The 13457-nt window shown below is 41.0% G+C and carries 16 protein-coding genes and 1 tRNA gene; 9 read left to right on the plus strand and 8 right to left on the minus strand.

The window, feature by feature from the left end:
• Positions 1-314: 314 nt before the first annotated feature.
• Entirely contained in the window at positions 315-941 is a 627-nt protein-coding gene (locus FC51_RS09425) for an LVIS_2131 family protein (RefSeq protein ID WP_057910613.1), read from the plus strand.
• A gap of 93 nt (positions 942-1034) precedes the next feature.
• On the opposite strand, the gene FC51_RS09430 is transcribed toward FC51_RS09425, so the two are convergent.
• From FC51_RS09430 to FC51_RS09440, 3 genes are read right to left on the minus strand one after another with little or no spacing between them, the layout of a single operon-like run.
• Complete coding sequence (locus FC51_RS09430; RefSeq protein ID WP_057910612.1) at positions 1035-2915, minus strand: FAD/NAD(P)-binding protein; 1881 nt, start codon at positions 2913-2915, stop codon at positions 1035-1037.
• 23 nt (positions 2916-2938) lie between these two features.
• The gene (locus FC51_RS09435; RefSeq protein WP_057910611.1) at positions 2939-3502 is read right to left on the minus strand and encodes a M15 family metallopeptidase; all 564 of its coding nucleotides are present in this window, start codon (positions 3500-3502) and stop codon (positions 2939-2941) included.
• Positions 3503-3557: 55 nt separating this feature from the next.
• Positions 3558-4205, minus strand: coding sequence for an NAD(P)H-hydrate epimerase (locus FC51_RS09440; protein WP_057910610.1), 648 nt, complete (start codon positions 4203-4205; stop codon positions 3558-3560).
• A 175-nt stretch (positions 4206-4380) separates the two neighbouring features.
• On the opposite strand from FC51_RS09440, the gene FC51_RS09445 reads away from it, so the two are divergent.
• The 3 genes from FC51_RS09445 to FC51_RS09455 all read left to right on the plus strand — a co-directional run bounded on the left by FC51_RS09445 (position 4381) and on the right by FC51_RS09455 (position 5454).
• Positions 4381-4710, plus strand: coding sequence for a hypothetical protein (locus tag FC51_RS09445; RefSeq protein WP_057910609.1), 330 nt, complete (start codon positions 4381-4383; stop codon positions 4708-4710).
• 51 nt (positions 4711-4761) lie between these two features.
• Positions 4762-4833, plus strand: a tRNA-Arg gene (locus tag FC51_RS09450).
• A gap of 129 nt (positions 4834-4962) precedes the next feature.
• Entirely contained in the window at positions 4963-5454 is a 492-nt protein-coding gene (locus FC51_RS09455; protein WP_057910608.1) for a Fic family protein, read from the plus strand.
• A 277-nt stretch (positions 5455-5731) separates the two neighbouring features.
• On the opposite strand, the gene FC51_RS09460 is transcribed toward FC51_RS09455, so the two are convergent.
• Positions 5732-6277: a hypothetical protein gene (locus FC51_RS09460; protein ID WP_057910607.1), complete on the minus strand. Its 546-nt coding sequence runs from the start codon at positions 6275-6277 to the stop codon at positions 5732-5734.
• A gap of 335 nt (positions 6278-6612) precedes the next feature.
• On the opposite strand from FC51_RS09460, the gene FC51_RS09465 reads away from it, so the two are divergent.
• The 4 genes from FC51_RS09465 (at position 6613) to FC51_RS09480 (ending at position 8388) form a co-directional block, all read left to right on the plus strand.
• Positions 6613-6918, plus strand: coding sequence for a zinc ribbon domain-containing protein (locus tag FC51_RS09465; protein WP_057910606.1), 306 nt, complete (start codon positions 6613-6615; stop codon positions 6916-6918).
• A 51-nt stretch (positions 6919-6969) separates the two neighbouring features.
• On the plus strand, positions 6970-7296 hold the full coding sequence (locus FC51_RS09470; RefSeq protein WP_057910605.1) for a hypothetical protein: 327 nt from the start codon (positions 6970-6972) through the stop codon (positions 7294-7296).
• A gap of 134 nt (positions 7297-7430) precedes the next feature.
• Complete coding sequence (locus tag FC51_RS09475; RefSeq protein WP_138491141.1) at positions 7431-7901, plus strand: hypothetical protein; 471 nt, start codon at positions 7431-7433, stop codon at positions 7899-7901.
• A gap of 73 nt (positions 7902-7974) precedes the next feature.
• Positions 7975-8388: a zinc-ribbon domain-containing protein gene (locus FC51_RS09480; protein WP_057910603.1), complete on the plus strand. Its 414-nt coding sequence runs from the start codon at positions 7975-7977 to the stop codon at positions 8386-8388.
• Between the two features lie 632 nt (positions 8389-9020).
• Here the strand turns inward: FC51_RS09480 and FC51_RS09490 are convergent.
• The 4 genes from FC51_RS09490 to FC51_RS12575 form a co-directional block, all read right to left on the minus strand.
• Positions 9021-9383, minus strand: a complete 363-nt coding sequence (locus FC51_RS09490; protein WP_057910601.1) for a hypothetical protein — start codon at positions 9381-9383, stop codon at positions 9021-9023.
• An 18-nt stretch (positions 9384-9401) separates the two neighbouring features.
• Positions 9402-10112: a hypothetical protein gene (locus FC51_RS09495; protein WP_057910600.1), complete on the minus strand. Its 711-nt coding sequence runs from the start codon at positions 10110-10112 to the stop codon at positions 9402-9404.
• Between the two features lie 173 nt (positions 10113-10285).
• Positions 10286-10804: a hypothetical protein gene (locus tag FC51_RS09500; RefSeq protein ID WP_057910599.1), complete on the minus strand. Its 519-nt coding sequence runs from the start codon at positions 10802-10804 to the stop codon at positions 10286-10288.
• 187 nt (positions 10805-10991) lie between these two features.
• The gene (locus tag FC51_RS12575) at positions 10992-12719 is read right to left on the minus strand and encodes a DUF5776 domain-containing protein (RefSeq protein WP_225355069.1); all 1728 of its coding nucleotides are present in this window, start codon (positions 12717-12719) and stop codon (positions 10992-10994) included.
• A 397-nt stretch (positions 12720-13116) separates the two neighbouring features.
• Between FC51_RS12575 and FC51_RS09510 the strand changes: the two genes are divergently transcribed.
• Positions 13117-13457, plus strand: a 341-nt coding sequence (locus tag FC51_RS09510; RefSeq protein ID WP_338092702.1) for a type IIL restriction-modification enzyme MmeI, incomplete at its 3' end; no start/stop codon positions are given.

Raw genomic sequence — 13457 nt, forward strand, 5'->3', positions numbered from 1 at the left:
CAGGTGAGTTACGAACCGGCTTGACTCGCACTAAACGTGCTACTCAAGCCAGCTTCCTCCGCTTTATCCAATTAGGGGTTCCAGTGCAAAATTCGCACTAAAACCCCTAATTAAATAAATGCTCGGAAGCTCCCGGCTTGACTCGCACTAAACGTGTTCGTAGGAGCAACAACCTGCACCTAAGTCGGCTCCACCAGAAATCAAACTCGATTTCCGGCGAACCCAACTTAGGCTCCGGTTATTCCCGCTCCTACTCGCACTCTGCTTCATAATAGTGTAAACTAAAACCAATAATAGTAAAAAGGGGAATGATTATGAAATCCGCCTGGAATTTAGTTGGGATGGGGCTTTGGCTTCTTCTCATTGTTTATTTTGCATACATTATTCACGATATGCGGGCCCGTCGGCTTCGGCTTATCGTGACTGAAAAAAAGAGCTTCACTTGGCACAATTTTTGGATTTCGTTTGGTGAATTAGCCATTTTCCTGTTATTTCTCTGGGGGATGTCTTACGCGACATTTTTCCAAGACGTCAAGAAGATGGATCAAAACCGGATTACTACCAGTTACTCATACAAGCCGTTGATTATTCGCTACCGGGCCGATCAATCCGATTATGTGACGGTTTCAAATGGTAACGGACGCAAACCGATTCAAAATTACACCTACTATGTCGATGGCGGCAAGTACATGGTTGACAGCACAAATGCGACTGTGGTGTATGGAAAGAGTAATTTGAATATCCAAGCTGAAGCCTATAAGTGGAACAAAGAGTGGTTGGATCATCTGGATACCAGGTACCAAGATGCCTGGGTCGCAACGGTTACCACCACGTATAAAAAAGACTTCTTTAACGGAATCGGCCTACATGCAGGACGACAAGCTGATCGATTCAGCTTAATTCGAATTCCGGATAAGTCGTTTATGAATGTCAAAAATTAGTGAGCAATGAGACCTGATTAGGCTCCGGCGCCCACGATAAAAGGGATAAAGATGAGTGATGCTGCTCATCTTTATCCCTTTTATTTATATTGCCTAATCCATTTCAACATTATCCGCAACTGGCAAACCCAGTACCTGCGCTGCCAATTTGTCAGCGGTCTGCAGGTTGGTGTCGTTCACACCTGGGCGAGGTGCGGCATTGGTTACGTAGCGCAACCCGTCCAGTGGCACGCCCCAAATGTAAACGTCTGGTTGAACGTTGCCATTTGCGTCCAGAAACTGATCGGTTTGTTGATCAACGTCGACCGCATTAATTGCGACAGCTTTATCGCCAATGTGGAGTTGGTGTGTTCGAGCCAATTTGGCATCAACTAAGCTTTCTAGAATCGGGTTGGCAGAGATGTCGAGGTTGGCCTTTGGTACCCGGGCCTCAATTAAAGTTGCCGACCGGAATTTATCCGTATTACGTTTAGGAGCGGCGGTCACAAACCAACCATCTTGTCCCTTGACTTCCATTCCCGGTGCCAAAATTGTGACAACCCCGCTGCGAATCAAGGCTGATAACTCCTTGGTACGAACAACCGGCGGTCCCATGATTAAGAAGTTAATCGTCGAATCCAGCACGCCCCAGAATTTTTCGGCATCATCTTGATCGGTGAAATAATCGTTAGCCAAGATTTCCCTAAATGCTGGGCGAAAATCTCTGAGAAGATCTCGTGCAGCGGCTAGCGGGCCGGTCTTAGACCCCTTGAGTGAATCGTCGACTTCCTGATTCAGCCAATTGATGATAATTGACTGGTAGTCTTCAGTTCCAACGGCCTGGACATCCTTAAATGGGTTCACGATAAAGTCCCAGTTGAAGACATCTTCTTCTTCGAAACCAAACTTTTTGAGAACGGCTGCCCTATCGTCGTTCGCTAAGAATTCCTGTTCAAATTCAGTGGCGCTCTTATAAGGATATTTATCGTTAATGGTCAACTTATAGAAGACGAGTTTTAAGTCTAAAAGCAAAAGGTCCATGAATTTGTCAAAGGGTAGCTTGCCGTCGACTAAGTTCTTTTGAATGTTTTCCTGCGTCAAAAACTTTGGAACCGCACATTCGCCGTAGCCCTTTTCGTTGATTGGTTTTGGATAGTACGGCATGCCCCGACGAGAACCGGCGATGATTCGCGGTTCGCGACCAGATGGCTGGTAGAATAAACTGCCATCCTCATTTTGCATGTAATGGCCACCACGACCGAGGGTGAGTTCAGAAATATAGTCGATGAAGCTGAGGCCTAAACCGCGGATGATTGCGGGCTCGCCAGCCGGAATGCCGCTTAAATCAGCATCACCGGGATGAGTTGGGGCAATATACGTCAAGGCATTATCCTGCGCATAGGAGGCGAGCTTTTGTTCGTCGTCGTTGAGGTAATTTTCCTGTTGGCCCAGACTCATGACCACTTTGTCAAATGTATAAGTGCCCTCATTAGTCTTAATGACTGGCTTTTTTGAATCGTTATAAGTCAGACTGACAACTTGTGATTTCATCACAGAAGTTGAAATTTCAGTTGGCTGCTGTTTAATCAGATCCTCGTAGAACCACTTGATGTAGGCGCCAAATAAAACGCGTGGCGCATAGCCGTTAATCTGTACCTGAGCGGCCGCGGCGATGATATCAGACGAGTAGCCGTTTTTGGCCAAATACTGATTGGCATCATCACTTCTGGCCCACTCGAATAAAGAAGGGCCGTCATAGACCTTGCTGGACATGTTGACGGACGAATCGGTGAACAGGGTGATTTGATCAGCGGCACTATTCATAATCAGTTCGTCTGATTGATCCGTTCGCCAGACGCGGCCACCAATGCCATACGGGTCAAACAGGGTAATCGACAGTTTTTCCGTTTGGTCACTGTGATATTTATATTGATTAAACAACTGGGAGGTCAATAAAATCCCCCTTGGACCAGCACCAATAATTCCAACTTTCATATCATATACTCCTAATATCTGATTTAGTAATCTTTTGGATCGACTTCTAGAGGTCCAAACGCGTCTGCGTCCGAGTCGCGGAAGTCCCACCATTCGTTTTCATATCCGACAAAACCTGCTTGTCGCATGGCTTCATTAAGAATATCGTAGTTCTTTTGGGCTGCCGGTGTCCATGATGATTTTTCGTTGCGCTTGGCAGCACCGGTGAAGTCGTCAAAGGCAGTTGGCATTTCAATGTCGTTGCCATCCTTGTCAGTTAGTGTCAAATCAAAGGTTACGCCCTTTTGGTGGCTAAAATTTGGATCCGGTTCGGCTACCCAAATCGGGTCGGGATAGACGTCAAACAGCCGTTTTTGGGCGTAAGTCGGACGATAGGCATCCCAAATTTTGATGCGATAACCCTTGTCTTTTAGCGCCTTGCTTGCCTGGGCAAGCTTTTTGACGGTATCAATTCGAGAAATCGCTTGGTCAAAATCATAAACGACTTGGTGGGTAAAATTATCGCTGGTTGCGTACTTCAGGTCAACAATGATGTCCGGGTCGGCGTCGTGAACGTTCATATAGCCTTGGGTTTTCTTATCAGCCATTTTGGCACCTCCATAGTATGAGAAAATTCTCGTTAGGTTAATGTTATATTAATAATTATTCATTTTCAAACGTATTCCCGCGGTAAATACCGATATCATCGACGTAAATCGTGCCGGTGTATGGTTTGGCCTGTTCTTTGAGCATACCCACCTTGGGATAAGCGATGGTCGACGTTGAGGTCGCCTTGATGGCGGTCCCCATTTCTTCACCGGTATCGCCATTTAAGCCGGAGGGGATGTCGACAGCGTGAATCTTGGCTGCCGAGGCGTTGGCTTTGTCGATCACGGTAGCGTAATCCCCGCCAACATTGCGTGACAAGCCACTGCCAAATAAGGAATCCACCAGCGTCGTAAATTTGTCAAAATTGGCATCCATGAAGACCTTGGGGATTTGGTAATAGTCACAAATGCGGGCCTGGGCTTTGTGGTCAGCACTTGCATGATCCGGATTGCCAACGGTTAAGATTGATACTTTGTAGCCGTGAGTGGCCAATAGGCGGGCAACAACCAGACCGTCGCCGCCGTTATTGCCGGTTCCAGCCAGAATGAGGACGTTGCTTAAGTCCAGATCCGGGTTCGCCAACATATTTTCATAAATCTTTAACCCGGCCCGTTCCATTAGAACTAAGGAAGGGATGCCGATTTTATTGATTGTTTTATCATCTAATTCACGTGATTCTTCAACCGTGATTGCTTGTGTCATGATATTACCTCCCAACATGATGATGAAAGCACTTCACACCCTATATGTTCAACTATTCAGAGGGGAAATGCAAGGACAATGTGTGGAATTTGGTCGTCTATAAATAATATACGTGCTTTTTGTGAAATTCCTGCATTATAATGGTGGCAGTAATGAAATTATTGGAGGTACAAATATGTCCCTAGATTACCCAGAAAATATCCGTGAATTTGAAGATAAATTTGCCATCGAAAAAGCCCGCCACCCGGAAACAACCAGGGACGGACTCATGAAGCAGGTGATTGAAGATGCCTTTCAAGGCTATTTGGATGAAGCAGAAGAGGGACACTACGACACCGGCAAATTAGTTGGCAAGGAGATTCAAGTTTTTGGCCTCAATAACCAGCTGCTCAAATCGATTCCACCAATTGGTGATTCATTTGAATCCGACTTCGAAAAAGACGGCGACAAGCTGATGTGGTACTTGGAAGATCAAGCCGATCGGGTCGCCCGTGAATTTTCATAGGCGAAGCGGTTGTATTATTATGCAGTAACCGCTATAATTAGATGATGTAAGGCGTCCTTAGTGTAATGGATAGCACATGAGATTTCGGTCCTCATGATCCGAGTTCGACTCTCGGGGGACGCATAAACTGCGTAAGAATCCTTGGTAGATCAGGGATTCTTATTTTTTTCACCGAAAATTCACCGAAAAATGGTTAAAGTGCTAAGAAACTGCTGAATTTTTGAAGGTCCACAGAATGGGAGGTCAATGGAAATGACGCGCCAACCAGATATCCAGAACAATGTTGGTTTCGTTAAAGCTAACTTGGCTGACTTGATCTATTCAGAAGCACAATTTGAAGATATTCAAGCCTCATACGGCGAAGTGGAGGAGTTGATAAAGGGAAACACGCTTCACGTCGTTTCAGATGATGACCAACTCGTTGTGTCCAACCTGAGGGATGCTTGGAACTATGTTATTAGTGAAGTACCTGATTTTAATCTTTCAACCATCAAAAAGATCAATGGCTTGGTTGCGAAGGATGAATCGCTCGAGTGGGGCCAACTCCGAACAGGTTCGATTCAAATTGGTGGCGTGAGCTATGTTCCGCCTGTCCCTGATGAAGAATCGGTCCAGCATACGCTAGCTAACATGGTTGGCAAAGGCAGTTCGATAATCGATACTGCATTAGAGGTAATGCTTTATTTGATGCGTTCGCAACTTTTCTGGGATGGTAATAAACGGACGGCAATCCCTATACGATGACCGACTGGCTGAAAAGGGTTTGTATCGTGTCGACTGATAAGTAATCAGAGCACGTAGTCTAGCCTTTTCGGAACCCACATCATTTCTCCAGTTGGTTTCTGAAGTGTTCACGCTGCCATATTTATTTTCTTGTTCATCAGCCGTTCTCAAAAAAGTTGCTAGCTTGTGGGGAAGCTTTGCTTACAGTAAGTTGATTATTTGATTCAACGACTCATTCGATTTCATCGGACGGCTTTACATCTATGATTAATCTTTGATTGTTCACAATTACATATTATCAGTTGAATCTTGCAGCCGTTGAGTATGAATCCCCAAGAGACTCTCTACCGTAACCACCATCCCACGATGTATCAACATTGGTGTATTTTGCTGGTATTTCCTTCTTCTTATAATTGACAGGAATTGCGTCGTATTGATAGTGATAGGTATCGCCATCGTAATCAGTAATACGTTCTAACAAGTAGAAATATTTTCCATCGTGCTTAAAAGTATAACCGTTTTTCTTTGTGTTTTTTAAAATATAGACAGAATTACCATCCGTTGGTCCCATGTCATCAGTATCATCAATTGTCCCCACCGCAATGTCTACAGCATCATGCTTTTCAGCAAACGTCAGGGCCTTTCTCGGACTTTTATATCCCGGATATGAAAATCCTATTCTACTAAGAAATGATTCATGACTTGAATCACTACCTGATGAGGAATTTACCATTCCAACCCCAGCTAAAGCAATAAAAATACTACCCCATGCAGCAAATTTCTTTCCTTTTGAAAAATAAAAAATGGCACATATACCAAATACAACGATGACAAGTATTCCCATTTCAAACCCCTCACTTACTATTAGTTAACGCTGTCAACAAATTAGTAATTTAATTATACCACTATCATTTTTGTTGAAACTAAGAATCTTTGAATTTATTTAATTGAGCTAAAGCCAATATATAATTCTAGCCGATTGATTTAAAATTTTAATTTTATGTATGAAAAAAGGCCTTGAATGAAACTAATAGTATATCAGACTTTACGGGGGGATGAAATTCAAAAGGGAATTTCAATAGTATGTTCATAAATTGATACAAGTACCTATTGTCAGGGGTGATTGCTAGGATTAAAATGAAGTTATGTAATTATAAACAATTTTCGGGGTGGTACATAATGAATGGTTGGGTGAAGTTTGGAATAGTTTGGCTTATTTTTATGATGATGCCATATTATGGTTTTATTACGAAAACTTTTATTGGAATGGTTATTTTTTTAATTTTAGATGTGCTGTTTCCTGATAAGTCTAAGAACAGCGAGCAATCTTCCAATCAGATTATGCCGCCTTCTTCAACTAGTAAGCCTAAGTCAGTCTCAGTTATTGAGAATGGGCAAGAAAAGAAGGTTTGTCCGGAATGTAATGCCAAGGTGAGTCCTGATGCTAATTGGTGTCCCCAGTGTGGTCATCAATTCAAGAAATGAGGGAGAAGTAATGTTAACAAATTAAGCACGGGCCGGAAAGTAATTACTGTTATGGTTGTGATTGGGGCTTTCTTTATTACCAAGGAACGTCCGTGGCAACCACGGGGGTATCAGAATGCTGATTCAGTGATGGGGTATGCGTTGGCAAATGATGATAGTATTCCAGCTGATATGGAGCTTGCTTCCGTCCGTGAAGATAATAATGGTGACTACACGGACACTAATGTTGAACGAGTATTCGTCATGAAAAATAAACGTCATGGTAATTATGTCTTTAAGTACAAAAATCATTACGTGTACATAATTAAAACTGATGATTTTTCCAACAACTCATATTGGCTAGAGGCAATCGGAGTACATGAGGATGACAACCAGTAAGTATCGACTACATTTTAAAGAACGGTTATCTTTTGAAAAGTATTATAAAAAATGACTGTTTTGGTTAGGGAGGTTAAAGGCAATTGAAAAAAATAATATCGTTCATGGTGCTCTCTGCTAGCTGTATAGGGAGCATGCTCTTCACTAAATCAAATGATGTTCATGCCAGGATCTACACCAATCCCAAGGTGTTACGGGCTCATAATTGGTATTCAACTCATACCGATGCATTTGGTGGCGAGTACTATTACAAGCTCCATTTTTCGAAACACGCCGTTTATGAATATAACCGAAAAGTCGGCAGTCGCCACTGGTACTATCAGAGATTTGTAAACGAGACTTATTTTATTCGTCGTGCCAACTTGAAAGGTGCATACACGTTTGGCCCTCAGGGGGTGGACAGTCTATTTGATGTCGAAACTGTAAGGCCAAGATATTTCACACTAGCAAATCATAAAAGGTACTGGGGATTAGAATATTTTGACCACACTAATCACCATGGCGGGTTAGACAGGAAACCGCCTTATCGTACTTGGTGCTACTTTACAAAAATGAAGTATGTAACGGGTGACTGGGGGGCATGGACAAACAAATTAGTGTACTGACGTATCAGTTGTTTCAAGTCAAGGTGATATTGAGTGTATAGGTCCGGCATTCTATCTAAGGAGGAAGTTAGTGTTGAATAATTCAGAACAACCAAACTCAGTTAAGTTTTGCTCTAAATGTGGTCAAAAAATTTCAGCCGCGGCACGGTTTTGTCCAAAGTGTGGGGCCCAGCTAGAGGTTAGTGATCCTGGAAGGCCTCAATCCACAGTGAATAATCAATCAAGTTCAGAAACACATGCAAGTACACAGACCAGCAATTCTACAGTTAAAGCACCATTAGATCATTTTGCACTACTTGGTGTGGTTTTTGGTGGAATTTCTTGGCTCCTGAATTTTTGGGGAGTTGTTGGTATCATTGCAGTAGTATTTTCAATTCTGGCTCTTAATCGACACTTAAGTGGCACAAACAAAACGATTGCCATTATTGGACTAGTTTCTGGAGTAGTTAACATTATTTATGCTCTATCAGTCTTGGAAAGCTATTAAGCCGAATAATAATTTGAACCATAGCTAGGAAAAGTTACTTAGTTGTAGCGTTCGCCTGATAGCAATGGATATTGCCAGAATCAATGATTATGAAATAAGGTGCAATCTATGTTGTAGGAGCAGAGGGGAACTCAATCTGGAGTTCCTTTTTTTGTTGTACTGTCATTTTGTTCTGTAGCTTCCTGCTTTCTCATCTGCCTGAAAAGGTAGGTGGCTCTTGATCTCTCTTAAAACCTGTCTCACTTATTGACTTCAATCCAACATTTGATATCCCAAAGTCCAGTATCCCTTGAACGCTCCAAGAGGCCCACTATTACTATTATTTCCAAAATTTTTATTTAATACAACCCCCTCAAGTTGAAACCTTGTATTGGTGGGACTAAGAATTCTGTGCCAATATTGGTTATAAGGAGTCCTCTGGTTTTTAGGAGTTCTGTATAATGGTGAAACCCAGTTGTGATGGAGTACAGCTGGAACATGGTTATAATGAACTTTAGCAGCTTTAGCTGGCTGGTTAAAGGAGAAAAGTAGCCCAGTTGTCAGAGCAAAGCCCAATCAAGCTTGCTTAAACTTAATCAATTTTATCCTCCATTTATGAATTCATAACCTATTAACAGCATAAAATTCAAATTCTATTTATAAAACTTACTCATATGACCGCTGCTAGCTGGTCCATGAAGTTTACCAATATAAAGATTATTGCCAATCCCTTCAACAGCAAATCCTTTATTATAACCATGAGATGTATAAATATAGCATACATCATGCGTTCCCAAAAATTGCTGAATCCGATACTTTTTATACGCACCTGTATATCTATTTTTGGTTTTTACAGTTCTTTTAGTAATCTTGAAAATGTAATGTTTATTGTGCCATGTTCCTCGAACCCATGAATAAACAGCCTCAGCACGGGCGGGGTTAGCAGGTGCACATGCAGCACCAATTCCTAATCCTGCGGTTAGTAGTGCAGTTGCGATCATTGTTTTAGTTTTCATTTGACTACCTCTTACTTTTTATCTGTATGTTTTTAAGACGGTGAATGCACCATGTGAAGCCCAGTTTACGCTGAATCCATAGCGCTGATTAGTTAATGTTAATGGCCCAAAACTCCCACCGCCAATGTGCCAGTAAAAGCCATTCATTCCGCCATACACAGTATTGACAACTTGTCCTTTTTGCAAAGTCGAATAATATTCACTACGGTTCAAATAATCATATTTCCCAAAAATGATTTTATAAACTTTTACAGGTTGATTAACTTTCACTTTGTATGTGTATGGATAACGTTTGTATAAAGGTTTAGCCTTTGGCTTGCTGAGTTTGAACTTATAATAGTGGTGCCTGTAAACGTAATTAGGTATTGTGCTGTATATGATATTTCCATGTCGGCTAGCTCGAATAGTTTCTTTGCCGCCATTGTACAATCCATTTTTATGACCATGTCCAACTAATTCATACTTAAAATTCCCAAGTACGCGATACTTTATTCCAGTAACTTTCTCTGCGGACATTCCCATCCAACCAAATACATAAGAACTTTTATAAACTTGGTAAATCATCCACTTATTGTTGCCGTTGTCACTTCCGCGTTTCCATGTTCCCCGCAATGCTTTCGGAGTTCCTTTGTGCCAAGTTGCTGCACTTACATTATTCGAACTACCGATCGCAAATATTAATCCCAGCGATAGAGCTACAGTTCTCAACAATACTTTCCATTTCTTCATATACGTAACCTCCAACAATTATTCATTAACCCCTCATGTTGATTAATAATCTAATTATACTGCTATCAGAACTTGATAAAATGAATATCTTATAACCAGTGAAAGTTTTTTGATAATTGTTAGATTTACATCCACTTATAAATGGGAATCCTTGATTGGGCTCCCATTTATAATTAATGGCTCATGCCACGACGATAATATCCCTCATAATGACGGTTGGTAAAATCTACGTATCCATGTTTCATTTTCGCTTTAAAACTGTACAGCTTGAGATGCTTGTGGCTATGTGAAAGGACAATGCCGAAACCGGCCTGTGCTTTTGAACTGCCATAATTAAGCATGGATCCCCAAACGTAATACCGTCGAGAACTCACTTTTTCAAAAGCCAATGAATACACATGACTGTATGCACCATGGGGCCCGCTTTCATAGTCATGTACCTTATGCTTATTTAACATAAAGGTATTTAATTGAAATATTTTATTAGTCACTTCCAGATTTTTCCAATAATATCTATTCTCTGAGTTACTATATTTTTTGGGTGTCTTATGAGTTGCGGTTTGCCACTCGCCCTTTAATGCTTTAGGCGCACGATCCCAATGTGTCGTTGATGCATATGTGGTCTGTCCACTGAAAAGAAACAACCCACCAATGACTGCAATAGTTCCCAACAATAGCTTGATCTTTTTCATTATGTAGCCCTCTTATACCCAAATTAACTGTTGACATGTGTTCAGAACAGTTAATTTAAGTATAAGATTCTGTAATAATAAAATCCATCTTTTATTCAAGCATAATAAAATCATCATTTTATGAACTCAAAAAAAATCTCCGGCATTTTTGTGTCGGGGATCTTTTTACGTTTTGCATCTATTTATTTTAGTATTTACCTTGAATAACCAACTTCTTGTTGGCTGTGATGTAATGCCCATTTGTCAAAACGTAGCGAGTGGTCAAGTTCCACTTAACAATCTTCTTAACGCGTAAGTGTGAACCCTTCTTGTAATGCTTAACTCGATTAGTTAAATTCCTGTTCTTGTAGGCATGAACACCTTTAGGATTAATAACAGTGATCAGTTTATTCTTGGGTACTGATTGATAATAAACTCTCACAACATACTTGCGGTTAGCTGTGATATAACCACGCTTCCCAGCAGTCTTGCTGTGATGGTTGACGTCACGAACTTTGTATCGTAATGCGCCGCCATTTGAACGAGTGTATCCAGTTACAACGAACATCGGCCGATTAATTCGCTTTTGCTTTGGATAAGTGGCAACGCGTTGTGACTTCTTGAAGTTGCCGTGTTTGTACATGTAGATCTTCTTCGTTGCATATACTGCTGAACCTTTAACGGCAGCATAGTTTGGTAAGCCGGTTCCGTTGGGATTGTTTGGGTTTGATGGATTCCAAGCGTTGTTGCCGGAGTTACCACCAGTGTTATTATTTGCGTTGTTGTTATTTGAAGAATTCCCACCGTTGTTACTTGGAGTGTAACCACGTTGACCAACAGTTACTTTAACGGTCTTGGAATCACCATTAATGTTCTTGTAGGTAACTGCATAGACTGCGCCTGCATTAGTCGTATCAATACTATTTACAGTATTGCCCTGAGAGTCTTTAATTGTGATTGTGACATTACTATCTGATGGAGTTTCCGAGCTGCCATTGGTATCAGTTAATTTTGTAACACCATTGAACTTCTGCGAGTTCCAATTGCTGCCATAACCAACGGTGAAATCCTTTGCATCTATATAAGATTTTAATGTGGCAGTGACCTTCTTAGTAACTCCATTGTAGGTGTATGTTACCGTGTACTGGCCGGGTGTAGTAGTTGGAACAATTGAATCAACAGTGGCCTTAGAATGGTCTGTTTCCTCAATTGGATTCGTATCTTGATCTGCATAGATTCCGCTAGTATCATAGAACATCTTGGTAATTCCATTATATTTGTCTGCACCTATCAAATTGTTGTAATCTGCAGAATTAAAATCTGAAACTAGCAGGCCTTTATATGGTCTCACAGTCAAGCTTCTGTACTGATACGTCCAATCCCAAGTTGGCGCATGAAAAGCAAGACCCTGAGTGATGGCAAATGGAATACTACTTGGATCGTTATAGTTATAATCATCATTAGCTACTTTTAACGGAATTGAAATTTCCAAGCTGGCCTTATCAGCCAAGTTGGTGTAATGTCCAAGCCCCTCAGCCTGTAGCACTCCACCTAATGGTTTGGTAATGTCAAGAGTTGTGGCGTAGTCATTAAACGATTCGACGTACATTGTATTAAATGTGCCTCCTCCATCGTTTCCAATGACTTGAGTACTCAATTCATTTGCTCGTGAAGTATCAAATGTTAATGAAGTAGAAGTATAAGGATAGGCGGAAACAAAGTCATGCGTATAGTATATTGGTGTATATAAAAATGATTCTACAGGCTGAATTGTTCCCGTATTGTTAGTTACCTTAAAATGAATCATCAGATCATGATATTGATCAACGTTAAGAGAATGTGAATAAAAAGGTTGCGTGGCGGTTGGTTTTCCTTCAAAAAGTGGCGTATCGCTTTCATTAGCGGTGTACCAAATATCACTATCTAATCCAGCCATCTCCCCAATAGTATTTGCTGAAGCTTTATTCGGCAAGGTGAGTGACATAAATGTTCCAAAAACAGCAATAAACACGGTAAAAAGTAAAGTTTGTTGTATTACCTTCCAAAACTTCACACGATTTTTAATATCCATAGAAAACACCCCTCAATTATTTTGTGTAAGAATAGATATTCATGGGCTTTGTAAGCCCATTCACAAGTTCATTTTAACATAACATGATTGTTCTTATATCAATTAATAAATATATAATGTGAGCTCATTGCAACTTCAATTGATAAAACTTTGCTTTTATCAAGTACGCAATCCCTGTTATGACTAGTTGCCACTCTCTATGGTAACGCCATCAATAATACGATAAACTAGAGATACAAATTATCTTGAGGGAGATACCGACATGCAAGTTGCAGAGCAAAAGAAAGCAGCCAAAAAGTTTAGTGAGGATTGGAAAGGACAAGGTTATGAAAAAGGCCAAAGTCAGGCATTTTGGATAGCCTTGCTTTCGGATGTCCTGGGGGTCAAGGATCCAGCACAATACATAGAGTTTGAAGATGAGGTCCATCTCGACAAGACCAGTTTCATTGATGGATATATTCCTAAAACCCACGTTTTGATTGAACAAAAAGGCATCAATAAAGATCTAAATAAAGGTATCCGCCAATCGGACGGTTCTTTTCTTACACCTTTTCAACAAGCTAAACGTTACTCAGCTAACTTACCATACTCAAAACGGCCTCG

The organism is Lentilactobacillus parabuchneri DSM 5707 = NBRC 107865, assembly GCF_001435315.1.
In the GTDB taxonomy this organism is placed as follows: Bacteria; Bacillota; Bacilli; order Lactobacillales; family Lactobacillaceae; genus Lentilactobacillus; species Lentilactobacillus parabuchneri.

Coding starts and splice junctions, on each gene's coding strand:
- FC51_RS09475 (WP_138491141.1), top strand. CDS start 7,431: ATGCTCTTCACTAAATCAAATGATGTTCATGCCAGGATCTACACCAAT.
- FC51_RS09425 (WP_057910613.1), top strand. CDS start 315: ATGAAATCCGCCTGGAATTTAGTTGGGATGGGGCTTTGGCTTCTTCTC.
- FC51_RS09500 (WP_057910599.1), bottom strand. CDS start 10,804: ATGAAAAAGATCAAGCTATTGTTGGGAACTATTGCAGTCATTGGTGGG.
- FC51_RS09455 (WP_057910608.1), top strand. CDS start 4,963: ATGACGCGCCAACCAGATATCCAGAACAATGTTGGTTTCGTTAAAGCT.
- FC51_RS09430 (WP_057910612.1), bottom strand. CDS start 2,915: ATGAAAGTTGGAATTATTGGTGCTGGTCCAAGGGGGATTTTATTGACC.
- FC51_RS12575 (WP_225355069.1), bottom strand. CDS start 12,719: ATGGCTGGATTAGATAGTGATATTTGGTACACCGCTAATGAAAGCGAT.
- FC51_RS09495 (WP_057910600.1), bottom strand. CDS start 10,112: ATGAAGAAATGGAAAGTATTGTTGAGAACTGTAGCTCTATCGCTGGGA.
- FC51_RS09470 (WP_057910605.1), top strand. CDS start 6,970: ATGGTTGTGATTGGGGCTTTCTTTATTACCAAGGAACGTCCGTGGCAA.
- FC51_RS09490 (WP_057910601.1), bottom strand. CDS start 9,383: ATGAAAACTAAAACAATGATCGCAACTGCACTACTAACCGCAGGATTA.
- FC51_RS09435 (WP_057910611.1), bottom strand. CDS start 3,502: ATGGCTGATAAGAAAACCCAAGGCTATATGAACGTTCACGACGCCGAC.
- FC51_RS09445 (WP_057910609.1), top strand. CDS start 4,381: ATGTCCCTAGATTACCCAGAAAATATCCGTGAATTTGAAGATAAATTT.
- FC51_RS09440 (WP_057910610.1), bottom strand. CDS start 4,205: ATGACACAAGCAATCACGGTTGAAGAATCACGTGAATTAGATGATAAA.
- FC51_RS09465 (WP_057910606.1), top strand. CDS start 6,613: ATGAATGGTTGGGTGAAGTTTGGAATAGTTTGGCTTATTTTTATGATG.
- FC51_RS09460 (WP_057910607.1), bottom strand. CDS start 6,277: ATGGGAATACTTGTCATCGTTGTATTTGGTATATGTGCCATTTTTTAT.